Below are 25617 nucleotides of genomic sequence, written 5' to 3'. Positions count from 1 at the left end.
TAAAAATCAAGAGCTACAACTTCAATTTCCATTAAAGGAAGTTGAAATTGCAGCTCTTTCTTAACAAGTTAAGCCCTGTTTCAGACTGTTTTACAGACCAAAAGCAGCTTTAATTTTATCTACGTAGTCGAGTTTCTCCCATGTAAAGAGTTCCACTTCCACAGTTTTGTCTCCTTCGTAACGAGAGAAGAATTTCTTCGTTATCACTTGCGGTTCACGTCCCATGTGACCGTAAGCGGCTGTTTCCTGATAAATAGGATTACGAAGTTTCAGACGTTCCTCGATAGCTTTCGGACGAAGATCGAACAATTGGTCGATAACACGCGCAATCTCGCCATCAGTCATGTTGACGTGAGAACGGCCGTAAGTATCTACAAAAATATTGATCGGACGAGCCACACCGATAGCATAGCTCACCTGTACAAGCATTTCATCTGCTACACCTGCCGCAACCATATTCTTTGCGATATGGCGTGCTGCATAAGCTGCACTACGGTCTACCTTGCTAGGATCTTTTCCGGAGAAAGCACCACCACCGTGAGCACCTTTACCACCATAAGTATCAACGATAATCTTACGACCTGTCAAACCGGTATCTCCGTGAGGACCACCAATTACGAACTTGCCCGTAGGATTCACATGATAAATGATTTTATCATTAAACAGTGCCAACACTTTATCGTGATGGATAGAAGCAATGACACGAGGCATCAGAATTTCAATCACATCACGGCGGATGATAGACAGCATTTCTTCGTCAGCTTTCAGCTGGGCAGCTTGAGAATCATCTTCCGGTTGGATAAAGTCATCATGTTGCGTAGAAACAACGATTGTATCGATGCGAACAGGAGCTCCGTTGTCATCATATTCGATAGTAACCTGGCTTTTGGCATCGGGGCGGAGATAAGTCATCACCTTTCCTTCACGACGAATGTCCGCCAGCACTTGCAGAATGCGGTGTGCCAGATCAAGAGAAAGCGGCATGTAATTTTCCGTTTCATTGGTAGCATAACCAAACATCATACCCTGGTCGCCTGCGCCCTGTTCCATCGGGTCCTGACGCTCTACACCACGGTTGATATCGGGGCTTTGCTCATGAATAGCAGAAAGCACACCACAAGAGTTACTTTCGAACATGTACTCTCCTTTGGTATAACCGATTTTCTTAATCACTTCACGTGCGATGAGTTGGAGATCAACGTACGCTTTTGTTTTCACTTCACCCGCTAGCACCACTTGTCCGGTAGTCACTAGTGTTTCGCAAGCTACTTTCGAACTGGGGTCGTAAGCCAACAGTTTGTCAAGCACAGCATCCGATATTTGATCGGCTACCTTGTCGGGGTGTCCTTCTGACACCGATTCGGATGTAAATAAGTATCCCATCTTTTTAAATTAAGAATTAAAAATTGAAAATTAAAAAATGAGAGAGAGTAGGAGAGGCGAGTGCTGCAAAGGATAAACCGAAAGGCGTCAATCAGACGTGTTTTAGCATTTTTTTCCGTGGTTGCAAGCTACTCAAATCTGTCCACACTTTCATTTCGGTTGCAAAGATAAAGAGATTTTGGAGATAATGAGTATCTTTGCCACGTATTTAACACATAAATAGATTTATAATGATTCTAAATAAGAAATTAAAAACGCTTTTGGTCTTGGCGCTCTATGTCGGATTCACGATTGCTATTTACGCCATTGTCTGCCATTTCATTGACAAGCCGTTTCAGGAGATCCATTTGCTGTATGCAGTACTAATAGGATGTATCGCCTATTTGCCGGTGTTTATTGCGGAGAAAAAGAAGAAGTAAGCTCTTTCATCGTTTTTCCGAGTACCGGATGAACTAATCCGGGAGCAATTTCCGCTAGTGGTTTCATAACGAAGTCGCGTTCTGTCATCAACGGATGGGGGAGGGTTAACTCTACTCCGGAAGCAGAAATCACAGAAAGCACTAAATCCTCATAAAGTAACAGGTCAATATCAATCAGGCGGTCGCTATACATTCTGTTAACGGACTTTTGGGTACGCCCCAATTCTTTTTCAATCATTTGCGTCTCTTGCAATACCTCCAATGGAGATAATTTTGTCTCCACACAAGCCGCCGCATTCAGGAAACTGTTATCGGAAGAAAATCCCCAAGGAGCAGTAACGTAAAAAGCAGACAGGGAAACAATTTTCCCTACCTGCTCTTCTATTTTTTGCACGGCATCCCGAAGATTTTGTTCTTTATCCCCAAGATTAGTGCCGAGTCCCAGATAAACTTTTGCCATTATTTGTCCAAAATCAGCATTGCATCTCCATACGTGCCGAAACGATAACCTTCTTTCAATGCTACATGATAAGCATCCATCACCTGGTCATAACCACCAAAAGCAGCTACAATCATCAGCAAGGTAGAAAGTGGCATGTGGAAATTGGAAATCATTGAATTGGCTACGGTAAATTCATACGGAGGGAAGATAAACTTGTTCGTCCATCCTTCAAATTCCTTGAGATGTCCGTCAGTGCTGACTGCGCTTTCAATAGCACGCATCACTGTCGTACCTACCGCACATACATTTCTACCGTTATCTTTGGCACGATTCACGGTTTTCACCGCCATTTCGTTTACAAACATTTGTTCCGAATCCATCTTATGCTTCGTCAAGTCCTCTACGTCGATGTCGCGGAAGTTACCCAGACCAGCGTGCAAAGTGATATATGCAAAGTCCACACCTTTGATTTCCAGACGTTTCATCAACTCACGACTGAAGTGCAAACTAGCAGTCGGAGCAGTCACCGCACCCTCGTTCTTTGCAAAAATAGACTGGAAGCGTTCAGCATCTTCCGGTTCTACGGGACGGTTGATAATAGAGTGGGGGAGTGGAGTTTCACCCAGAGAATACAGTGCCTTTTTGAACTCGTCATGAGGTCCGTCGTAAAGAAAACGGAGCGTACGTCCGCGAGAAGTGGTGTTATCAATCACTTCAGCCACCATTGAATCGTCCGGCCCGAAATACAGTTTGTTACCGATACGGATCTTACGTGCCGGATCAACCAATACGTCCCACAAACGAAGCTCTTCATTCAACTCACGCAACAAGAATACTTCGATACGAGCACCTGTCTTTTCCTTGTTACCATACAAACGGGCAGGAAACACCTTCGTATCGTTGAATATAAACACATCCTTATCATCAAAGTAGTTCAATACATCTTTGAACATCTTGTGCTCAATCTTACCTGTATTACGATGCAATACCATCAAACGCGACTCATCTCTATATTTCATAGGATGTAGAGCGATCTTATCCTCGGGTAACTTAAATTTGAATTGTGATAATTTCATATCTATTCCTTATTACGTTAATTATTTTCTTCCTCATTTTCTATTTCCTGCCCGTCGATCCACTCTTTAAAGTGTTCGGGGTTCAGACAGTCTTCCAACCGGACATCACCTACACGGGTACGGATCAATCCTGTCAGGTGAGCTCCGCTATGGAGTGCTTCGCCGATGTCGCGGGCCAAGGCGCGGATATAGGTCCCTTTGCTGCATACGACACGGATTTGAATCATCGGTTCCGGATCATCCAGGCGACATTCCAGCAATTCAATCTCGTCGATAACAAGCTGTTTTGCTTTTAGTTCGACTTCCTCTCCTTTCCGGGCCAGTTCGTAAGCACGCTTACCGTCTACCATACAGGCAGAGAAGGCAGGAGGTACCTGATCGATGGCACCGATAAAGTGCGTCAGCACTTCTTCCACCAATTCCCTCGTGATATGTTCGGTAGGATAGGTGGCATCTATTTCATGTTCCAAATCGTATGACGGAGTAGTGGCACCCAAACGCAACGTCGCGACGTACTCCTTCGTATGATATTGAAACTCTTCTATTCGTTTTGTCGCCTTGCCTGTGCATAAAATCATCACCCCTGTTGCAAGAGGATCCAGCGTTCCCGCATGGCCGACTTTTAGTTTTTTCACTCCTATCCGGCGGCAAATATGATAGCGGGCATGCCCTACTACTTTAAATGAAGTCCATCCGAAAGGTTTATTGAAAAACAGTACTTCTCCCTTTTTAAAATTCATCAGCCAATTTCTAAGTTGTATCCAAGCAGCAGCATTACCAGAATGGTTCCGCCAACAATAATTCTATACCATCCAAATGCTTTAAAGCCATATTTCGTAACAAAGCTAATAAAGAACTTGATAGCCAGCAAAGCAACGACAAAAGCCACCACATTACCGATAATAAGTGCCGGCATGTTGTTGACAAGAATCTCGGTTCCACCATCCAGGAAGAGTTTCAACACCTTGTAACCGGTTGCCGCAAACATAGTTGGCACGGCAAGAAAGAATGAAAATTCGGCAGCATCCTTACGAGTCAACTTCTGGGCCATACCTCCGACAATGGTAGCCATCGAACGGGATACCCCCGGTATCATAGCAATACACTGAAACAAACCGATATTGAATGCCTTTTTTTCTGTCAGTACGGTATCTTCGCTTCCTTTCGAGAAAATCTTATCGCAGAACAGCATAAATATACCACCGATTACCAGCATCACTGCCACTATCGCTACACTTTCCAGCATCTCGTCTATCTTATCGCTAAACAGGAAACCCAAAATTGCAGCAGGAATAAAAGCCACCAGCAGTTTCCAGTAAAAATCGAATTTATGCAGAAAACACTTCAAAGCGGAAGCGCCTGCAGGAGCCGGTGTATGGTTCAACCGGAAAAAGCGTTTCCAGTAAAGGCAGACAACTGAAAGAATTGCGCCAAACTGAATAATTACAGTAAATGCTTTTACAAATTCTGTACTTTCTACTCCTAATATGTTTTGTGTAATAATCATGTGTCCTGTAGAAGAAACCGGTAGAAACTCTGTCAACCCTTCTACAATAGCAATAATAATCGTCTCAAATGTTGTTAAATCCCCCATCTTTATTCTTCTGTTTTTTGTGTTTTAGGTTTGCGCAATACTGCATAAATCATAGATATAAAGCCAAACAGGCAAACGACCGGCGCTACCTTGATTCTGCGTACACTGAAAATATCGGGTTCAAAAAGCGTTTCGGACGATGTAGGTCCCGTCATCAATAGAAAGCCGATAATAACAATCGCCATCCCTATTGCGAGCAAGATAAAGTTCACTTTATCAAAGGCAAATTTCTGCTTGTCAGACATAGTTTATTTAATTACAAATTACTAAATTCAATCATTCCCTTACTCTATCAGTCGGTTGTTACGGATGCTAATCACACGCAAACACAGGTTTGCCGTCAGTCATTCGCCATCCGCTAAATATAGTACAGGCTGTTTGCTTTCATTCTCAAGTATTTATTCATGGAGAAATAGGCGCATAGCCACGTTATTACAATTCCAAACGCCAATACGCTTGCACAGACTATCAACATGACTTCAGGCGTGATGACCTGAAGCAATTCCTGTTCGTACGTCACGGCCCAATAAGCGGTCCCCATCAATATGGAATCGGCAACGATGGCTGCCAATATCCCGCTCCATACATTCTTTCGAAGGAATGGCCCCCGGATGAATCCCCAACTCGCTCCTACCAACTTCATGGTGTGAATGAGGAAGCGTTTGGAGTAAATAGCCAGTCTTATGGTATTGTTTATCAGGGCAAAAGAGATAAAAGTAAGCACTACCGCCAAGGCAAGCAGTACCAGACTGATATTTCGTATGTTATCATTCACGGCGTCAATTAACTCCTTTCGATAGAGCACATCTTGTATGTTGATGTTCTTTTTAATCATTTTCTCTATCTTCGCAATGCTGTCGGAGTTTGCATAGTCGGAATGGAGTTTGATTTCAATGGAAGCGGTAAAAGGGTTATAGCCCAAGAATTCTTCCGGATCGGTTCCCATTGCTTCCGTCTGTTCTTTCAGTGCTTGTTTTTTAGAGATATATTCGGATTGTTTCACGAAAGGTTCCTGATTCAGCTTCTTCTGAAGTTTCAGTATATCCGCTTCTTTCATGTCGTCACTGATAAGAACGGAGAAACTGATATTCTCGCGGACATATACGGAAAGATTGTGTGCTGTCAATACGAAGAAGACAACCAGTCCCAGCAACAGCAACACTAATGTCGTACTGATACTCGACGTGATGAACTGCATGTCGAAAATCGAACCTGACTTATATTTGTTTTGATTTCCCATGCGTTATCTCTTTTTTCGGAATACATAAATCATTGAACTGCTGCGTTCTTTCCTTCCCAAAGCATTGAACCAGGCCAACGTCCCGGCAAACATCCCTTTCAGGAAACTGCATGAACTGCCACGATGTTTTTCGCTCAACATGGATACGTAGAACGCATCGAACGGCATCGGATGACGCGCCGCCATAATAAAGCCATGACGGGAAGCCAATTGTTGTATAGTGCCCGGAGTAAAATGCCAGAGATGACGGGGAACGTCGTATGCCGCCCAATACTCGCCATAACGTTGAGCATCATAAGAAGAGCAGTTGGGTACAGCTACAATCAATACTCCTTTTTCTGTCAGCAACTCATGAAGTCGCTGCCACACCTCATCAAGGTGTTCCAAATGTTCCATCACATGCCAAAGAGTGATAACATCAAAGCTGCCGGGAGCAAACTCTTTCAAAGCCGATTCGGGCTTTACGTCCAGATCGAAATGCAACTTCGCAAACTCACGTGCCTGCGGACTTTTCTCCACCGCCTCCACTTTCCATCCCCGGCGAACCATCGCATCAGAAAAGTAACCGGTTCCCGTACCTATATCGAGCAAACGCCCTGTTTTACGATGCGCTTCCTTAGCTACCAGGCGCGCTTTGCGGCCCAGCATATAGGAACGTACATAATGGTAGATATTATTCATCGCGCCTTTGCGCGTATCAGTGTGAGAGATATAGTCGGGAGTCTCATAATACTTGCCTATCTCTGCTTCCACGGGGACTCCTTGTGTGAATGTAAATCCACAGTCCTCACACGAATACAGTTCAAACTGTTCGCCCGAAGCATAAAAATCCGTACAAGTCATGACGCGTTTCAAGTGCGCACCGCCACACACCGGACAAGCATTTATACTGAGTTTCTCCATTAACTATCTAAGCAAAATTAAGTGCTGCCTCGAATGACAAGACAACACTATACCCGAATTTGGTGCAAAGAAACAAATAAAAAGTGATGGATTGGGGTTTCGTTAAGGACTTTTAATAGATAAACCAATTAAGACATCAGTATCTACAATTAGGCTAGCTGAAATATCAAGTACATATTCTGTATGCGTAGACATGTTGCTAGGCAAATTTAATCTATTATATTGAGAAAGCAACCTTTCATTTCCGCATTTATAAAAAGATACCCTGACACAGAATATTTTCTAATTCCATATCAGGGTAAGACACTCTGTTTTATCGAACAATAATATAAAAAACTACCCTGACACTTAAGAATATTTCTATAACATGTCAAGGTAGTAATCGAGCTATAAATCAGGGAGTTTTACAAATTTTTCAAAATTAGTTTTCCATATATCAAGTTCAAATAGAACTCCATCAACATCCACATTTAAGGATGCAATAACCTCAACTCCATCAATATCTGTAAATTGAAATTCACTAATTTGTCTACCCAATTTCCTACTTTCATTTATTTTCCCCTGTGGAAACAAATACAAACTACCCATTTCCCCATCATCCATTGGACATACTAATAAGCCATTCTTCCAATCTTCAGACATTTCTAAAGATGACTTATGAACAAGTAATTCAATAAGTTGTTCCTCTTGCTTAGTCGGTATTCTATAAAATTTCATGTATTCTTCCTATATTAAATGTTCCATCAGAAAGTTTAAAAGCTGTATACTGTATATTTCGACCACTTATTCTAATAATCTGATTGAAAGGTCTACCAAAGTTGCGGATATTCAAAAAGAAAAGCCGATGATAATACCTTTTTTACCAAAGTTGACCCATTTTCATATTTTCGAAGAGCCAATACCCACCCATCGTCCAAATGGAGATTCTCATGAAAATTAGAATCTGCCACAATTCCTTTTTCAAACAATTCAGTTCGCGACATTTCCTGCTCATCTAATTCTATAAAACAAAGATATTTCCCTTTATAGGTCATCACTTTAGAAGGTAACTCTGCACCATCCGAACCTGGAGAATCCGCCCCTTTAATACTATAAATAATGCTGGAATCATTTGATAATACTTCATTTATTTCAATATATGGAGTTTGTAGATATCCACTATCTATCAATACTTTAACTTGTTCTGCCACTCGTTGATGTATCTCCACTGGCGAAAAAGAGGGGGAAACACATCCTCCCAATAAAATAAATAAGATAACATAAACCAAGTTTTTCATAAGTATATTATTAATATTTTACATATCGTACTAAATCTGTATTACCCAATATTCGAATAGATTTTACCCGACTTTGATTTTTAGTATATTCGTACAACATTCCTTTTCTATCTTTCTTTAGTCCATTATCTTTTAGATAAACTGCATTTCTGCGCTGGGTAGGAGATAGTGCTAAATTACAATGGAATTTGCCTGTAATATTTCGAAATTAATAAAGAGTTACTGTTTGCACAATCAAAATCTATCCAAATAGTTTTTTGTAAAAAATAAAAAAATCGCTGTTCTATCAATACATTATTTAGCTTTGCAGAAACTTTATAAAAGCCAATTTTCATATTTCTTTTTTCTAACAATCTTGGAAGTTCATAAGCCTTTATAAAACCACTATATATTATTTTATCATTCAATGAAATAATAGTATTAATATCTTGGCTATTTTCATACGAGTTCCCTACAAAGATCAATGTAGATCTAGATGCAAAACAAACAATACATACACATAATAACATCAGCCCGACTGTTACCATTAATACTTTTCTATTTTTCAAATTCATTTATATCATCTCCATTTAAGACCTAAACTATAGACATCAACAATATTATTATCATAGTGAACATATGGATAAGGTATTTTTCTATTCATATAATTCAAGGAATTACTACCTCTATTTATATTATATTGTTGTTGCAGCATAACTTTTCTTTGTGTCGAATTACTATTGTGAAAAACACCTCCTTGTTTCATTATATTAAATGGATTCTTTGAATGTAGCAATCCGGCTGCATGTCCAAATTCATGAGTTGCAGTAAAGGTGTTATTGTGAGACAGATTATTAGACAATAAATTATTATTCGCAAAATCCCTTGACGCCAAAGTCATTACTTTTCCACCAGACATACTTGTAACTCCACGAGCCCCTTCACCATCACTATCCGCCAATACAAATAAATGGTCTGCACTTTCAACATCCTTCATAGAAGTTACCACTTTGAGATCCATATCAACCTTTAAATTATAAGTTTTGCCATCACTCCATTCAAATTCTCCTTCATAAGTACTTTTTATATCAGAAACTATATCTTTGGCAGCTCTCTTCATATTTATATTATCACTTGAATTATTGAATATTTTGGCAGTTACATGCATAGTCACAATATTGTCATTTAAAGTATACCAAATACTATCTCCGTTTATATCTATATTATTCACTGGATTATTTGCTCCATATTGATAAGGAGATAGAGAAACATACTTTTCTAAAAATCTATCAGTCTTCATAAATCTTCCCAATGTTGCATCATACATTCTTGCCCCATAATCATACCAATCCAATCCACCTTTCTGATCCAACTCTTTACCATTATACTTATATGGCTGAACGTTATTACATCCATTAGACATTAAACCACCAAAAGGATAATAATCATTCACTTCATCAACATTACCGGCCTCGTCAGTAACAACCCTTACATTACCTTGATGATCTTTCAGACAGAAATGAAACTTATTATCTTGGAAACTATAATATCCCGCCTCATTCAAGAGCATCTTCAAACTGCCATTCTCATAGATCGCATTACCACAATAAACGGTGGACGTGACGTTATTGTTTATAGTATGCGTGGTACGGACTTTCCTGCCGTCTGCAGCATATTCATATTCAATACTGCTTCCATCAGCAAAGCTAATGTGACTAGGCAAATTTAAGATATTATATTGAATTTCAGATATTTTTTTGTTCAAATCTTTAGCCAGATTGCCATTTTTATCATATTCATACTCTACCGTTTCATTGACATTATCCTTAAACTCCATACCGTTACCAAATACAGAGTTGGTGGCATTGTCATAAACCGACTGTAATTGATTGCCATGGTAGATCAAATTCAGATTATCAACCAAACCATAAGAATCCGTACCCGTTTGACCGTATCTAAGCAGCCCCAAGATATTACCCATTTTGTCATAGCCGGTTATTTGCTCATTGAAGCGGTTCCGGTTTTGTTTTAAGTTAGTACCTTCTCCATAAATAGCATCTTTCAAACGGGAAAGGCCATCATAAGTGAAACTGTAACCCTTTTCTTGCGGATCAATAACTGTAGCCATACCATTTTCGACACTACGCCAACACATGCGACTGATATTACCATTATAACAGGGAGTAGTTCCCTCTAGTGTTTCCTGGTAGTTAAGCGTCTGGTTAAACAATGGACCATTAATGCCTTTTATCCACGAACGAAGATTATATGTATAGTCAGTTCGTAACTCATATACACCATTACGTTTATCTGTTTTCAAACGACCTATCTCATCATACACATTGTCTACTAAAACAATAGGAGTATTATCATTCAGCTGATAGCTAGTCTTCAATAGACGGTTGGCATGGTCATACGTATGCCGGTGCAATTCTACGGTTGGTTCAGTGCCAGGAACTGTATGTATACGTTTTTCTTCCAAGGGATTTCCCGAGAAATTATAAGCTGTATGGACAATCTCCGTACCACCCAACTCATTATTACCCCTTTGCTGGATTATCCGGTAACGGTCGTCATAATACATTACCGAATACGTAAAAGTACCCGGACGGGCAGAGAGGAGCGATGTCCAAATCCCGGTCAGCTGTCCTTTACAACCACCTGCATTCCGCTTGCCATAGCCTGTTTCCTCTACGTAAACAGTGGTCATATCATTAGGGATGCCGTTCTTGCCCAAAAACTCATAGTGGTCGTAATAGTTGGCAGAAAGGAGACACGGAGACTCTAAGGTTACACCTTTCAATTGATAGCCTTTCAACCCGTTCTCTTCTTTTGCCCAATCGGCATACACGACGATAGTATCTAAAGAATTAGAAACATAATCCAACGTATTCGTACAAACTCCGGTCAATACTGTCCGACCGAAAGCATCAGGAATACTGAAACTCCACTCGTTCCGCTCACGCTGTTCGCCGTCTTGAGTAAAGACAGGATGATCGGCAGCGTCATAAACGGTATAAACAGGATCGCATCCTGGAAGTTTCTTGTAAATACAGCGGTTATACTTATCGTAATGATAAATATAGGCATATTGCTGAAGAACGGGAGCCGTTTCAGACCATTCTCCTTCATCGAAAAAATAATCGGCTGCCATCGGAGGCAACATCATACACAGGTTGCCATAGTTATCATAAACATGGTACGTATCATAAGATATTTGATTATCATCAGACTGACGAACGAGAACTATGCGACCGGCCTTGTCTTTAAATTCATAACTCACATGATTGTCTTCGTCTATCGTACGAACCACTTCCAATGTTCCGGCATCATATTCACCCGCACAGACCAAACTGTCATTCTTTATCCTATAACGGCACACGATAAAGCAACTGTCTACCCGATCAACTGCGTTTTTACGTTCTATATTGGTCAACACGTCTGTTTTGACCGGATGATTCTGCCAAGCAACTCCGGGACCATACTTCTTGACAATTCGGTTCAATGAAGAACTATCGTATTCAGGAGAGCTGAAGGGAGAGCTATCTTTCTCGTAATAGCTTGCTTTACAAACGGCCTCACTGACTTCTACGGATGGAAGAAAAGCACCGCCAGCAGTCGATTCTGCTACCGGAAGCCAAAGTTTAGATTCGCGGTTGATTCCGTCATACTCCTGCAATGTGAGCAGGTCGGTTTTATAAGGAGTGAAGCCATGAGATATATGAAGTGAAGGATTCCCGAAATGGTCAAAATACTGTATCTCGCGAAGATAATCACAGGTGTGCAATTGGGAGAGATCATCTGTGGAGACAGTGGGAGTCAGAGTAATCACACAGGGCTGCCCCTCGGTTGTACACAAAGCATCACTAAAGTTCGGTGCCTCTATCGTCGTCGTGATCCGTCCGTTATCGACACTGCCTTCCGAAACAACATAATAGGTGCCTGAAGGAAGTTTCTTGACCTCAATGCGGGCATGTTTCTCATTCTCACACTGACCTTCTCCCGCATAATCGTCATTGCTGTAAAGGAGCTCACCGGCTCCATTCAAGATGCTCATATAAGTATCTTCCAGTTCCGAACCGCAGTGACTAAACACCACATCCATCTCCTTTTGCAATACCAACTTATAAAAAACGTCATTCGCAGGTCTTGCCGGATAAGCATCCGTATAGTCTACAGAGGTATCTCGGGGATCGGAAAAGAAGAGTCCCGCCTTATATGTTCCAGCGTCGATAGCAAGTGCTTTTGTGTCTCCCGTTTGTGCAAGAAGTCGCCCGTTTATGGACAGGGAAATGTTGCCGTTCTTTTCCGCGTCGGTCACAATATAGTAGACGCCCGGGAGCAACACGGGTATATGAATACGGGCACTTTTGGCATTTGCACAAGCTCCGTCACCATCCGAATCGTCATTGAAATACAGCAACTTCTGCGTTTGGGAAAACACTTTCAAATAGGTGTCCGCAACTTCCGAACCGCAATTATCAACGGTCAGTTCCATCGGATTTTCAATCTCCAACCGATAGAAAACTTCATTGCCGGCTTTCTCCGGAAAATTGCCGGACATGAGTTCCGAGTTCTGAACATCTGTATATTGAAAGCTGTCCGCCCGGCTACCTATATCAATAGGACGAGAAAAACTGACTCCGGGAGCATACGTACGCCCACTCAAGTTCATTCTATAATACACGGCCCAAATAGGCGTGTCAGCATAAACATAAATATAATAGGTGCCCGCTCCCAAATCATACACATTCAGCTCGTAGTCTGTACCAAGCTTTTGCGTGCGGATGGGAACAACAGGATCATGCAAAGCTGAAAGAAGGTGAACACTGTAAGAATCCCCTTCCCAAGGACATTCAGTTCCATCATCATCCAGGCAAATCTCCATCGGTTCTGTCAGGGTGAAGCGATAAACTACATCATGCCGAGAATAATTATCCCAATAGTTATCACTGGCATTATAATCACATTGATAATCTATCGTATTTGCAGAATCAGCCAATGCAAAATTCTCACCAAATGTCCCCAACTCAAACGGATTGTAAAAATCTTCACCCAATTCACGAGGGGTTGTCTTTACATAAATAGTAACATCTTCCGCATCCACCGGTTTATACCCTTCATAGATGTTAGGTTTAGCAACCAGATAGTACACGCCAGGCAGCAAACCATATCCATAATCTCCCCATGCTTCCTCCACATAAATCGTACGACTCAAGAGGATGCCCGAAGAATTGAGCAAGAAAACAGTACCACTATCAGTGATACTGGGTTTTGCACTGGCTCTAATCTTCATAGGCTGCGTCACTGTTAGTTTGTAAAAAATATCCTTGGATATAAACACCCTCGTATCATCCATATCGGTCGGAGGTATAAATCCACAGTTAAAATTAGCTGTACTTTGGGTATCTTCATAAGTAAACGGTTCCGAATAGGTACCAATGTCAATAGCTGTTGCCATTCGTTCTTCCAAAGACTGTCCCCACGAATAGACAGAGCAGAATAACAAGAAAAATAAACATATATAAGTTTTCATAAAAAATCAATTTCATTATCAAGTTAAACCATTCATTGAATTACTTATCATTTACCAAAATGATAAATATACTGTTGAAGCATTACCTTACGGGCGTCCGCATCCAGATAATAACTATCTGTCAGCCGACTATAATTATCATATTCAAATTTCGTTATGACATTATTGGGATCGGTAATGGAAACAACTCCCTGCAAAGGGACATATTCATAGGTGGTAACCCGCGTATTACCGGGAAGTCTCTCACGAAGAGAGTTTATCTTATCCCATATCTCTTCAGTAGGTACGGCAAGTGAGGCCCAATCACCGAAAACGTCTTCGATGTCTCCATCATAACCAAGCGCCACACTCACCTGCTGCCGGGTAGCATTCTCTATCTTGGCTATAGGATAGCGGTTGCGATATCCCCAAATGAAGAGAACAGGCGTATCGTCTTTTGCCATAATTTCGCATACATTACTATTACTGTCATACGATTGGTAAACGACTTCATCACGAAAGTCCGCCATTCGGTCAGTTTTAAATTGCACCCTCACCGGGAGGCAGGTGCCGGACTTAAACAAGATCCTCTTTTCCGTGCATTGCTCGTCTTCGACGTGTTTATGCAAAGAGAGTATGGCAGGATAACCATCCAGATAAGTATAATGATCCGAGAATTGTACGCCGTCACTGTTTGTAAAGTCCACCCTACGTGGCTTCAACGAAGAACCTGGATTGGAGAGATGGCGGTCGTCATACGCATATTGCTTTTCCGTCGACATTACCCGTTGTCTCCCGTTCACTTTGCAATAATATTGTGTCGTTTCTTTATCAAGTGCCCAATACGTTTCACAATCCAAATAATAAGTAGTCCTCATATTCGTAGCAGAATGGGTATTGTCATTGTCAGCCACAAATACCGGCTTGCCAAGCAGGCTATTCGGTTTTTTCATGTACAAATCAACATCCACTATCAGCTTCCGGACAGGAAGATCCACAGGAATATTATACGGGCCCGCGATTACTTTTTTATATTCGTATCGGGTAGATGACACTAGCTCTTGCCCGTCGAAACGGTCTATACCCATAAGAGCCCCATTTCTCTGATTGGTCTCAAAATAGCCTGTAACAAAATCATCAGAAGGTTCATAAGGATGTCCGGGAAGCATCCGCCCAAGTCGATTCAATACGCTTTCCGGTTGATTCAACATAAACTCCCGGACAGAAGCGAATGTATTCTCCCCACTTTCCCAATGCAGAACGTCCTCAAAAGCATGTGCATCCACATCATAGTAATAGACGGTCTTTTGTGAAATGCCTCCTCCCAATATCTCTTCACTGACAATATTGTACATTACCGGACTTCCGTTACGAAAGGTAATATTAGAGACAGGCATCGAATGATAGACTGTCAAATATTCGTTCCAAAGGCTTTGCCCGTCGTCCATTACTTGCGTTACCGTAGAACAATAATCACGCTCTGTAACTATGTGTTTAATAGCACCGCCGCCCCAAACGGATTCATACTTCTCATTATTGATAACCGTCAGGCCATATCTATAATTCTTACAGAGCCTTTTCCTTGTCTTCGGATCATAGGTTTCTATACTCTTCACCCGCAATCCGCCAACCGGATAGAGGTAGTCTCGATACTCCGGCTGTTGGCTATTGTCACGAAACGCGCCGTAATTGCCTTCGTAAGAGAAAGAGGTTTCAATACCTTGCGGATCTGTTATCCGGTCAAGAATACCCACAATGTTACCAGACGCTTCACGGTCTATTCCGACTGCATTCTCAAATAATACAGTGTCTTTTCTTCCCGTGTTATTGGTATCCGGTAAAGGTATTCTTTTCGAAAAGTTCGGCACTGTCAACTTACTACCATTAGCACTCGCTTCCGAACCGTTCATAAATCCCCAATGATCTACAGCCTTCGTATAGATGGAAGGAACGCTGTTTACACCCACATACCTGAATGAATAAGTTTGCGATTCTACACCGGGAGCGGAGATACGTACAGAATCAAGTTTAGTCAAAGAGGTTTTTCCATTATAGGGAGTTACATAAAAGTTAATGGTACGCACCAGTTCTCCATTCTCATCCGTCACTTGCATTTTATCTAATACACTTGTATTGTTAGGCACTTCACCTACTGCTTTATAACTGACAGACAATCTGTTTCCCATAAAATTCACCTGTGCCAATCGGGTAGTACTCATCCTACCCTCCGCACAGTAACTACCTGACGGGTAACTCATATTCGCTACATAGCTCGAAACGCTCTCTTTATTGGCATTGGGCAAGGAGGAAGAACCTGACGATCTGCCTGCCGTAATTTGATAATAGTTATTGCCACCGCTTTTTTGTTCCATCAGATACAATTTGGGACTCCCGTCTTTATCCCTTTCATCAAAGACCAGCCTGTCATTCAAATTATAATAAGCACTAGGTTCCCATTGATTCTGAAGGGTTTGATACTGAAAACTAACCAATGTAGGATGTGGATAACGGGCTGAACAAATAGAGGTACACATCCAGCGGGTAATAATATCATTCATCGTCTCGTGTACGCCATTGAACAGATATTTGACTCCATTTCCATCTGTTATATTCATATCACTTTCAACATACCTTACCACATCGCTGTTATGAGGCACAGTAATAAGAGGGGAAGACCTGTCTGAAAAATATCCGCTTCCACCGCCACCCGGCAACTTATAAGTGAACTTATCCGGACGCGTATCCCGTTTATTATCTACCATCTCCCCATAATAAATCAATCGGTCTCTTTCATCACCGGGGACTGTATTTTGAGAAAAATATCGATCAAACCATCCATAATAGTCATTGTCTGCTACCCCGATCACCTGGCGGGCTATAGACGGTTCGAGATTCAATGTCCATCCTGCTCCCGCATATCCGCTTCCTTCTTTGGGCTTAAGCCCCGAAGCATGATAAGACAAAGTAACAGGTATGGTAACCTCCCCTGCAACTATATCATACAAGGGAATAGTTATGTTAGGTACTCCTGTACAATGATCTACAGGATAAGACTGATATTTCACCATAGCCGTAGCCGTTGGGGAAAGTGGTACAAGTCGTGGAACATCCAGCTTTATTCCATCTTCACTCTGCCCCTTAGCAGATAAAACCGCGAAAAAGGCTGATAATATAAGAAACAGCCTCTTTAGTATTATTTTTTTATTCGTATATAGATTATTCATAACTCGTTTTTTCTATTATTTATCAATAAAATAGTTTAGTCAATACAAAATGAATTAGCAGAGTCCTTCCATTTCACACAATCATGATCTATGGAAGGACTACTACTTAATTTTCTGCTTTACAAATTCATCGCATTAGCGCCTAAAACGCCTGCCAAAGCCGAAGCCACTGCGATAACCACTTTCAGGATCATATCCCATACTGATTTCTTCATTGCCATCATTTACCTCCTTTCTGTTCTTTAATGTGTTGTGTTACTCTGTGTTTCTCCGTACTTCCAGTCTCATCAGTTCTATCGGCAAATGCTCCGAACTCATTGAGTTCCTTTGCCACCTCAAAGCACGGGCACTGTTTAATCCATTCTTCCGGTTCTATCTCACCGTTTCCATTGAGATCCGGCGAAAGGTCCCGGTGTCCGCATACCCGGCAGCCGGGAAATTTCTCCTGTAGCTGCCCGACGAGTCGCCGGAGCGTAGCCCGTTGTGCCGGAGTCCGGGTATCTGCCGGGCATCCCCGGCAGTCCAGACCACCTTCATAGCAGATACCTATTGAATGAGCGTTGAAACCTTTGGCGTGTGCTCCGATGCGTTCGATGGGGCGGGTGAGGTGCACTGTTCCATCCTTGCGGATGTAGTAGTGATAGCCTGTTCCGTTAAATCCGCGCCGCCGGTGCAACCGGTCCAAATCTTCCGGAGAAAGTGTACAATCCTCCCTCGTGGCGCTGCAATGCACCACAATCAAGTTGATAATCCTCATGTTAGTGAATGATTTCTAGTTTAGTTAAAAGTCAAATGTCTAGTTAAGCCTACGAAGTTTGCCGTTTACATTTTGTGTACTCCTCACTGCCGTGACGTCATTTATGCAGCCGGATCGGGCGCTTCTCCGCCTCCTTCATTACCGCCTCCACCGGGCTTGTCGCTTCCACCGGAGTTGCCGCCTCCTGCACTACCTGCATCGGAAACAAGTTTATCATAACGGGCACACTTCGTACCGGTCACCATCGAACGGGTAGCGGTAGTGCGGTCATGATTCTTAGTCGTTGTCGGTTGGAAGCGGACGGTAAGCGTAGCCTGTGCAGCCGACACTTCGTCAGAGGTTTCCACACCTTTGCCACGAGCTACCATCACCATACGGAAGGTACCAAGACCGTCCACGCTTACGCTTTCCGAAGATTGCAAGTGTTGCCCCATCACCGTCACCAGGTTGTCGAGTGTGTTTTTTACGTCACCCGGAGAGAGGGAAGAGTAGGCTGCTATTTCTTTCGAAAGTTGTGCGGAATCCACGTTTCCCGAACGTACAACTCGGGGATAGAAGAGTTTTTTACCGCTTTTTTTGTCTTCCAGAGTTGACTGGAAAGGTTTGTACAATACTGGCATAATTGTAATAGTTTTTAGTCGTTAATAATTCTAGTTTGTCTGTGTCTTTAAGCTTATCGACAATGCAAATATAAGACCTTATTTCTGTCTGTGCAAGAGATTTTAAAAGTGTGCGTTAATAAATTCGTTAATATAAGAAGTTGTTGTTATATCACTAATTTACAACATATTACACAACGCAGCAGCATCATAACCCTTATTAATTCAGTTATTCAGGACACTCAACAAATAATGACCGGGCAGTTTGATCTTTCCGGCACTTGCCCGAATGACACCGAAACCCTTCCAAACCTTACCACCGATTTCTCCGTAATTACTTTTCAGTACGATTGCATACTGTTCAGAGGGAGGAATATGATAAAGGCGAAGGTTATCCAATAGTCCGGAAAGGTTGCGCGGGTGTCCGTCAGCAGGAGCTTGCATCCGGTCAATATCCGACTGTGTCAGTTCATGTTTCTTCTTCGCCGGTTTTCTGTTAGAAAAATCTCCTCCTTCTTCTCCCTCATCCCCTCCTTTGGGCAAAGGAGGGTTAGGGAGGATGTTTTCTTTCCTTTCTTTTTCTTTTCTTTTTATGAAGGTGCTTTTTGTTGCAGTATCCGGGGATTCTGTTACAGTATCGAGGGTTTGCGTTACAATATCCGGGGTTTCTGCAACAGCATCTGGAAGGGTGGAGTGTACGGTTTCCTCATCCGGCAGCAGACAGTAGTCCGGAGAAATATGACGGCGGCTGCGGCGTTTAGTGATAAAAAGGAACTGCCGCTGAATGTCGGCGGAAGTCAGGATGCCGTAACGTTCGTAGAGAGAGGAATCGAAGAAACCGTACTCCACAAACAGACGAAGCACCCGGCGGACACTATCGTTATCCGTGCTGAAGAGCTGGTCGGAGAGTTCGTCATAGAAGTCATCATCGACATGAATATAATAACCCTCGCCCGAATATAGATAAGACAGGGTATAGAGCAGGATCGTGAAGGCGGAATCGCCTTCACGCTTCATCACACGGCGTACGACACGGTCGTGCATAAAATCGGTATTCAAAGGGAAATAGTCAAGCCCTTGTTTTATTCGTCCCATGATATAAATTGTTTTTATAAATCAGTCTGCCAATTCTAATTTTGATCCTGATTTTGATTCTAATTCCAATTCAAAGACTGATTCGGATTGGAATTCAGAACCTGATTCGGATTCAAATTCCGATTCACGGACTTTCCGCCTTTTCCGTTCAATGCTGGCAGCTACGGTTTCAAGGGCATGCAGAATAAGTTCCCGTCGCAACGTGGGATTTTCCGTAGAGGTTATTACCGGATAATTGCTTTCCCTGTCGCATGCAAGGGAGCGTTTCTCGTTCTTCCGATGGTTCCGGCTGACAGTTTTACGACATTCCTTACAGTAGTTGCCGGGAAGGCCGGTTTTCTTATTGATATAAAAGGCACTTGCCGGAAGAGAGCGTTTGCAACATCCGCAAACGCACAGTGTTTGTACTTTTGAGCTTTTCATTTTGTTATCCAATTATAAATTATAAATGCTAGTTTTTATCAGTCAGGTCTGTAATCATTCAAATACGGAGTATTCGTATACAATATGTTATCCTTTTGTTATCCTATTGCCAGGTATTAACATCTGGCGTTTCAGATATTAATGGTTAGAGAAATAGCTATTAATACTTGAGAGAATAGCTGTTAACAGGCATCAGTAAGCTTTCCGCAGGTGGCGGATGAGAAAATTTCAAGTTTTTTGTGTTTTTCTTGAAGTATTGCATGGCATATCCGTTTTTAATTTATATTTTTGAAACGTTTTCTATTAATCAATGGGACAAAGATAGAATATTTTTCATAAATAAAATATCAATTTTCAATATTAAACCTCAACTATTTCACAAATCATTGATTATAAACATATAGTAAACATATTTTTGAGGCAGCCATTTTTATAGCTGCCATTTGTAAATCCGAGATTAGTCTTTTAAATAAAAAAACAGAATGGATACAAATTTGGATGTATTAGGTATCATCAAGCGTGCCAAACAGGTATTGAACTTAAAGAGAGACAGCGAACTAGCTGAATACCTGGAAGTTTCGAGAGCAACAGTTACCAATTGGGGAGCACGAAACAGTATTGATTTCCGTCTGCTGCTTGACAAATTCGGAGACAAGGTGGACTATAACTGGCTATTATTGGGAAAAGGAAATCCGAAACATCAGCCGAGATTTTGCCAAAGCGAGCTGGTACAGGGAGAAGTCGAAATTATACACAATCCGAAAACGCCCGAACCAATAGACGACCGTAGCGTGACATTATACGATATTACGGCGGCGGCGAACCTGAAAACATTATTCACCAACAAACAGCAATATGCACTGGGGAAGATATGGATTCCCAATATTTCCGTCTGCGACGGGGCGGTCTACGTCAACGGAGACAGCATGTATCCCATACTGAAATCGGGAGATATTATCGGATACAAGGAAATTAGCAGTTTCGACAACGTGATTTACGGGGAAATATACCTGGTGTCGTTTATGATTGACGGAGACGAGTATCTGGCGGTGAAGTACGTGAATCGTTCGGAAAAAGAAGGGTATCTCAAGCTCGTGAGCTATAATACTCATCATGAGCCGATGGATATTCCATTCGCGTCCATCAATGCGATGGCGATTGTGAAGTTCTCCATCAGGAGACATATGATGATGTAAGTTTTACCACAAAGAATGCAGAAGACACAGAGTTTCAAGGAAGAAAAAAGACCTCCGTGTCCTCTGTGGTGAAATCAGATTTCTTCCCCCTTCAGCGTAGCCGAGCTGGCCTCCGTGACACGCACATTGACGAAATCACCGACACGGTGCGCACCTCTGTCGAACACCACCACACGGTTCTGCTCCGTACGACCGAACAGCTGGTCGCGCGAACGCTTGGAGACTCCTTCCACAAGCACTTCATAGGTTTTACCGATGCAACGCTGGTTGGATTCGGCAGACAGACGGTTCTGCAAAGCGATAATCTCGTTCAGGCGACGCACTTTCACCTCTTCGGGCACATTATCTTCGAGATGCTTGGACGCATACGTTCCCGGACGTTCGGAGTATTTAAACATGAAAGCAGCATCATATCCACATTCTTCCATCAGCGAAAGTGACAAGGCATGATCCTCTTCCGTTTCAGAATGAAAACCGGAGAAAATATCGGTAGTCAGTCCGCAATCGGGGATGATACGTTTGATAGCTGCCACCCGGTCCAGATACCACTCACGGGTATACTTACGGTTCATCAGTTTCAGAATACGCGAACTGCCGCTCTGCACAGGCAGATGGATATGTTTACACACATTCGGAACTTGCGCAATCACTTCCAGCGTTTCATCACTCATATCCTTCGGATGGGAAGTCGTGAAACGAATACGCACTCCCGGAGCAGCCTCGGCCACTGTTCGGAGCAACATCGGGAAAGTAACCACTTCGCCTGTCGGTCTTTCAAAACGGTAAGAGTTGACGTTCTGCCCCAACAGGGTGACTTCCTTATAGCCTTTCGCCACGAGGTCTGCTACTTCATTCAGGATGCTTTCTACGTCACGGCTGCGCTCGCGTCCACGAGTATAGGGCACGATACAATAGGTGCAGAAGTTATTGCAGCCACGCATGATGGATACAAAACCCGAAATATGATTGCCGCAGATACGCGACGGAATCACATCCCGATAAGTCTCGGTAGTAGATAGTTCCACATTGATTGCTTTTTCACCGGTTTCTACGGCCGCAATCAGGTCGGGCAACGTCAGGTAAGCATCCGGCCCCACAACGAGGTCTACATGATGATTCGTTATCAGATCATCCTTTACCCGTTCGGCCATACAGCCCAGTACACCTACAATCAGATGCTTTTTCTTTTTCTTCAGCGAGTGGAAAAACTCCAGGCGATTCAGAATCTTCTGCTCCGCATTGTCGCGGATGGAACAGGTATTCATAAACACGGCATCGGCTTCCTCCAGCGTTTCGGCTACGGAATAACCCGCCATTTGCATCACCGAGGCAATCACCTCACTGTCGGCTACGTTCATCTGGCAGCCATAGGTTTCGATAAACAACTTTTTGTTGTCATCCTTCATTTCAGTTGCGGATTTAAAGTCCGCTCCCGTTAATTCGTTCATACTCAAATCTTAGTTTAAAAATTCGGATGCAAAGATACGGCTTCGCTTTCAATAAGTAGTGAATTGATATCAAAATAACGCAAAAACTTATGATTTGGCAAGCAAATTTGTAATTTATGTTAAGAGAATAAACATTTTTAGGCGATATGCTTGGCATATTTAAATTTATTTTTCACATTTGTGCAATGAAAGAAACATTAGATTTTTTCATAGTTAAGGTTTAGGTTAAAAAAATTAAGGGGAGCTGTGAAGCTGCCCTTTTTTCATAATAAAATGTTAGCCTGAACCAGATAAAATACGTAACTTTGGCAGATAACTAATTAGCAGTGAAACACAATGGAAGATTTTTTGAAATTTCTCTTGATAGCAGGTGTCATTCTTGTGGGAATATTCAAAGAGGTGAATAAGAATAGTAAATCGAAAAAAGCTAAGAATAAACGCCCCGTTTCCCCGATGCCATCCCCCGTTGAAGTAGCTCCGGATGCAGTTCCTATGCCCGAGGCATGGGGTGGCCCCAAGTCGCTGGAAGAATTATTCCAGCCTAAACCCCTGAAACAGACGCCACCGCAACAGTCTCCCAAACAGACGGCGAAACCAGCGGCGCAGCAGAAAAGAAAAAAAGAAGAAATATCCGTTTCCGCATCCCTGGCAAACAGTGCCGCGCAAGATAAACGAAATTCCCAACAAGGTTCTCATTATAACTCTCATACCGAATCAACTGATAACGAACATGATTTCACGATTCACTCCGCAGAAGAAGCCCGCCGCGCTATTATCTGGGGAGAGATACTTCAACGGAAGTATTGAGAGAGCCCGTAAACTCATTGAGTTTCGAATCATTATGTGACGAGTCATTGCCAAGCATTGGTACAAGGCCGTACAAACAGAGAATTAATTATCAATAAAAATATCAACTGTATTTAACACGAAATTTACTATTTATGTCACTCAATCGTATTTCGGCAGCGGAAGCTGCAAGCCTAATCAAACATGGCTACAACATCGGCCTAAGCGGATTTACTCCCGCCGGAACGGCCAAGGCTGTAACAGCCGAACTCGCAAAAATTGCTGAAGCAGAACATGCGAAAGGAAACCCGTTTCAAGTAGGAATTTTCACAGGCGCATCGACAGGGGAATCCTGTGACGGCGTACTGTCACGTGCCAAAGCCATCCGCTACCGCGCTCCTTATACTACCAACGCCGACTTCCGCAAAGCTGTGAACAACGGAGAGATTGCCTACAACGACATACACCTCTCACAAATGGCACAGGAAGTGCGCTACGGGTTCATGGGCAAAGTGAACGTAGCCATCATCGAAGCCTGCGAAGTAACTCCGGACGGAAAAATTTATCTGACTGCCGCCGGCGGCATCGCCCCGACCATCTGCCGTCTTGCCGACCAGATCATCGTGGAGTTGAACAGCGCACACAGCAAATCCGGTATGGGTATGCACGACGTATACGAACCGCTCGACCCGCCTTACCGCCGCGAAATACCGATCTATAAACCGAGTGACCGTATCGGACTGCCTTACGTTCAGGTAGACCCGAAAAAGATTATAGGCGTAGTGGAAACCAACTGGCCGGACGAAGCGCGTTCTTTCGCTGCCGCTGATCCGTTGACCGACAAAATCGGCCAGAATGTTGCCGACTTCCTTGCAGCCGACATGAAACGCGGTATTATCCCGTCCAGTTTCTTGCCTTTGCAATCGGGTGTAGGAAACATCGCCAACGCCGTACTCGGTGCATTGGGACGTGATAAAACGATTCCTGCATTCGAAATGTACACAGAGGTAATCCAGAATTCCGTGATCGGATTGATTCGCGAAGGACGCATCAAATTCGGTAGCGCCTGTTCACTGACTGTTACAAATGACTGTCTGGAAGGCATCTACAACGATATGGATTTCTTCCGCGACAAACTGGTTCTCCGTCCGTCGGAAATCTCAAACAGCCCGGAAATAGTACGCCGCCTCGGTATCATTTCTATCAATACAGCCATCGAAGTTGACCTGTACGGCAACGTAAACTCTACCCATATCGGCGGAACAAAAATGATGAACGGTATCGGTGGTTCGGGAGACTTTACCCGCAACGCTTACATCTCTATCTTCACTTGTCCGTCTGTGGCCAAAGAAGGGAAGATCAGCGCGATCGTACCGATGGTATCCCACCACGACCACACGGAGCACGATGTCAACATCGTTATCACCGAGCAAGGTGTTGCCGATCTTCGTGGCAAGAGCCCGAAAGAACGCGCACAAGCCATCATCGAAAACTGTGCACATCCTGACTACAAAGAGCTTCTTTGGGATTACCTCAAACTGGCCGGTAACCGGGCACAGACTCCACACGCTATTCAGGCTGCACTTGGTATGCACGCAGAGTTGGCTAAGAGTGGCGATATGAAGAATACTAATTGGGCTGAATACTCAAAGTAAATATAATATATATAGTATAGAATTTACAGTATTCGATTCAAAACAAGTATAATTGTATTCTCTGGTAAACAAAATCCTACGATTTTTGCTTATTAGAGAATACAATTGTCTTTTTATAGAAGAATCAATAAAGAGCCCTCCATGGAAAATAGTACCTGCCCCTTGACAACATAGAAATCGGATTCAACAACGGAATTCCACTTTGGTTGTACGGGCTAATGTATTCATATCAGCCTATTTCCCAATAATCACCTCACACACCTTATCCTGAAATGCTCTCGCTTTAGCCGCCGAAAGTACATTCTGGTTCATAATGGCAAATGCCACTTCATGTCCGTTCTTCATCTTCAGATAGCCCGCGAGCGCATTTATTGCCGTAAACGAACCTGTTTTGGCATGAACATTCCGGAAGGCAGGAGTACCTTTCATCCGGAATTTCAATGTTCCGTCCACCCCGCCAACGGGAAGAGATTTATATAACATCTGAAACACCTCTGTTTGCGAGTACGCATATTTCAGATTTTCAACGGTTTAATATAACCGTTTGAAGAATAAACATTTAACTGAGTATTTGAGAAACAGTGGTAACGAGTTAGCAACTGTGCT

Annotated in this window: 23 protein-coding genes and 1 pseudogene; 4 read left to right on the top strand and 20 right to left on the bottom strand. The window is 42.7% G+C overall.

What is annotated here, in order from left to right:
- Positions 1–90: 90 nt before the first annotated feature.
- Positions 91–1383, bottom strand: coding sequence for a methionine adenosyltransferase (metK, locus tag KQP79_RS16980; protein WP_022198915.1), 1293 nt, complete (start codon positions 1381–1383; stop codon positions 91–93).
- 230 nt (positions 1384–1613) lie between these two features.
- On the opposite strand from metK, the gene KQP79_RS16975 reads away from it, so the two are divergent.
- Complete coding sequence (locus KQP79_RS16975) at positions 1614–1802, top strand: hypothetical protein (protein ID WP_008023736.1); 189 nt, start codon at positions 1614–1616, stop codon at positions 1800–1802.
- Here KQP79_RS16975 and folK read toward each other — a convergent pair.
- From folK to KQP79_RS16890, 17 genes are all read right to left on the bottom strand, one after another.
- On the bottom strand, positions 1777–2262 hold the full coding sequence (gene folK / locus KQP79_RS16970; RefSeq protein WP_022198916.1) for a 2-amino-4-hydroxy-6-hydroxymethyldihydropteridine diphosphokinase: 486 nt from the start codon (positions 2260–2262) through the stop codon (positions 1777–1779). The two genes, KQP79_RS16975 and folK, sit on opposite strands and share 26 nt — an antisense overlap.
- Positions 2262–3320, bottom strand: a complete 1059-nt coding sequence (gene queA / locus KQP79_RS16965; protein ID WP_022198917.1) for a tRNA preQ1(34) S-adenosylmethionine ribosyltransferase-isomerase QueA — start codon at positions 3318–3320, stop codon at positions 2262–2264. The genes folK and queA overlap by 1 nt, the downstream gene beginning before the upstream one ends.
- Before the next feature lie 17 nt (positions 3321–3337).
- Positions 3338–4060 carry a tRNA pseudouridine(55) synthase TruB gene (gene truB / locus KQP79_RS16960; RefSeq protein WP_009001368.1) on the bottom strand — a complete coding sequence of 241 codons (723 nt, stop codon included), beginning with the start codon at positions 4058–4060 and terminating at the stop codon, positions 3338–3340.
- Positions 4060–4914 (bottom strand): undecaprenyl-diphosphate phosphatase, encoded by an 855-nt coding sequence (locus KQP79_RS16955; RefSeq protein ID WP_004322592.1) that lies wholly within the window; start codon positions 4912–4914, stop codon positions 4060–4062. The genes truB and KQP79_RS16955 overlap by 1 nt, the downstream gene beginning before the upstream one ends.
- Positions 4915–4916: 2 nt before the next feature.
- Complete coding sequence (locus KQP79_RS16950) at positions 4917–5159, bottom strand: DUF3098 domain-containing protein (protein WP_009001366.1); 243 nt, start codon at positions 5157–5159, stop codon at positions 4917–4919.
- Positions 5160–5272: 113 nt separating this feature from the next.
- A complete protein-coding gene (locus KQP79_RS16945) occupies positions 5273–6154 on the bottom strand; it encodes a cell division protein FtsX (protein ID WP_022198918.1) in 882 nt (293 codons plus the stop codon).
- 3 nt (positions 6155–6157) lie between these two features.
- Positions 6158–7057 (bottom strand): methyltransferase domain-containing protein, encoded by a 900-nt coding sequence (locus KQP79_RS16940; RefSeq protein WP_004313682.1) that lies wholly within the window; start codon positions 7055–7057, stop codon positions 6158–6160.
- 387 nt (positions 7058–7444) lie between these two features.
- Positions 7445–7774 carry a DUF6984 family protein gene (locus tag KQP79_RS16935; RefSeq protein ID WP_022198919.1) on the bottom strand — a complete coding sequence of 110 codons (330 nt, stop codon included), beginning with the start codon at positions 7772–7774 and terminating at the stop codon, positions 7445–7447.
- A gap of 92 nt (positions 7775–7866) precedes the next feature.
- A complete protein-coding gene (locus tag KQP79_RS16930; RefSeq protein WP_008646987.1) occupies positions 7867–8334 on the bottom strand; it encodes an Imm65 family immunity protein in 468 nt (155 codons plus the stop codon).
- Positions 8335–8510: 176 nt separating this feature from the next.
- Positions 8511–8888, bottom strand: coding sequence for a hypothetical protein (locus tag KQP79_RS16925; protein ID WP_004307788.1), 378 nt, complete (start codon positions 8886–8888; stop codon positions 8511–8513).
- Positions 8889–8893: 5 nt separating this feature from the next.
- Complete coding sequence (locus KQP79_RS16920) at positions 8894–13849, bottom strand: DUF6443 domain-containing protein (RefSeq protein WP_022198920.1); 4956 nt, start codon at positions 13847–13849, stop codon at positions 8894–8896.
- Between the two features lie 47 nt (positions 13850–13896).
- Entirely contained in the window at positions 13897–17052 is a 3156-nt protein-coding gene (locus KQP79_RS16915; protein ID WP_022198921.1) for a hypothetical protein, read from the bottom strand.
- Between the two features lie 119 nt (positions 17053–17171).
- A complete protein-coding gene (locus KQP79_RS16910; protein ID WP_005681936.1) occupies positions 17172–17267 on the bottom strand; it encodes a smalltalk protein in 96 nt (31 codons plus the stop codon).
- A gap of 5 nt (positions 17268–17272) precedes the next feature.
- Positions 17273–17809 (bottom strand): N-acetylmuramoyl-L-alanine amidase, encoded by a 537-nt coding sequence (locus KQP79_RS16905; RefSeq protein ID WP_022198922.1) that lies wholly within the window; start codon positions 17807–17809, stop codon positions 17273–17275.
- Between the two features lie 101 nt (positions 17810–17910).
- The gene (locus tag KQP79_RS16900; protein WP_022198923.1) at positions 17911–18429 is read right to left on the bottom strand and encodes an HU family DNA-binding protein; all 519 of its coding nucleotides are present in this window, start codon (positions 18427–18429) and stop codon (positions 17911–17913) included.
- Positions 18430–18633: 204 nt separating this feature from the next.
- Complete coding sequence (locus KQP79_RS16895) at positions 18634–19503, bottom strand: DUF4373 domain-containing protein (RefSeq protein WP_022198924.1); 870 nt, start codon at positions 19501–19503, stop codon at positions 18634–18636.
- 21 nt (positions 19504–19524) lie between these two features.
- The gene (locus KQP79_RS16890; protein ID WP_022198925.1) at positions 19525–19926 is read right to left on the bottom strand and encodes a hypothetical protein; all 402 of its coding nucleotides are present in this window, start codon (positions 19924–19926) and stop codon (positions 19525–19527) included.
- Positions 19927–20408: 482 nt separating this feature from the next.
- Between KQP79_RS16890 and KQP79_RS16885 the strand changes: the two genes are divergently transcribed.
- On the top strand, positions 20409–21122 hold the full coding sequence (locus KQP79_RS16885; protein ID WP_022198927.1) for a S24 family peptidase: 714 nt from the start codon (positions 20409–20411) through the stop codon (positions 21120–21122).
- Positions 21123–21196: 74 nt separating this feature from the next.
- Here the strand turns inward: KQP79_RS16885 and miaB are convergent, their stop codons facing one another.
- Complete coding sequence (miaB, locus tag KQP79_RS16880) at positions 21197–22570, bottom strand: tRNA (N6-isopentenyl adenosine(37)-C2)-methylthiotransferase MiaB (RefSeq protein WP_022198928.1); 1374 nt, start codon at positions 22568–22570, stop codon at positions 21197–21199.
- Between the two features lie 336 nt (positions 22571–22906).
- Here miaB and KQP79_RS16875 point away from each other — a divergent pair, with 336 nt between their 5' ends.
- Together KQP79_RS16875 and KQP79_RS16870 are read left to right on the top strand one after the other, a co-directional pair.
- Positions 22907–23377: a hypothetical protein gene (locus KQP79_RS16875; protein WP_004302860.1), complete on the top strand. Its 471-nt coding sequence runs from the start codon at positions 22907–22909 to the stop codon at positions 23375–23377.
- A gap of 134 nt (positions 23378–23511) precedes the next feature.
- Entirely contained in the window at positions 23512–25011 is a 1500-nt protein-coding gene (locus KQP79_RS16870; RefSeq protein ID WP_022198929.1) for an acetyl-CoA hydrolase/transferase family protein, read from the top strand.
- 234 nt (positions 25012–25245) lie between these two features.
- Here KQP79_RS16870 and KQP79_RS16865 read toward each other — a convergent pair.
- Positions 25246–25539: pseudogene (locus KQP79_RS16865) on the bottom strand (D-alanyl-D-alanine carboxypeptidase); the annotation flags it as partial.
- Between the last annotated feature and the right edge of the window lie 78 nt (positions 25540–25617).

The organism is Bacteroides sp. DH3716P, assembly GCF_025914115.1.
Taxonomy (GTDB): Bacteria; Bacteroidota; Bacteroidia; order Bacteroidales; family Bacteroidaceae; genus Bacteroides; species Bacteroides ovatus.
Note: the sequence above shows the minus strand (reverse complement) of the source record. Positions and strands in the feature narration are given on the sequence as shown.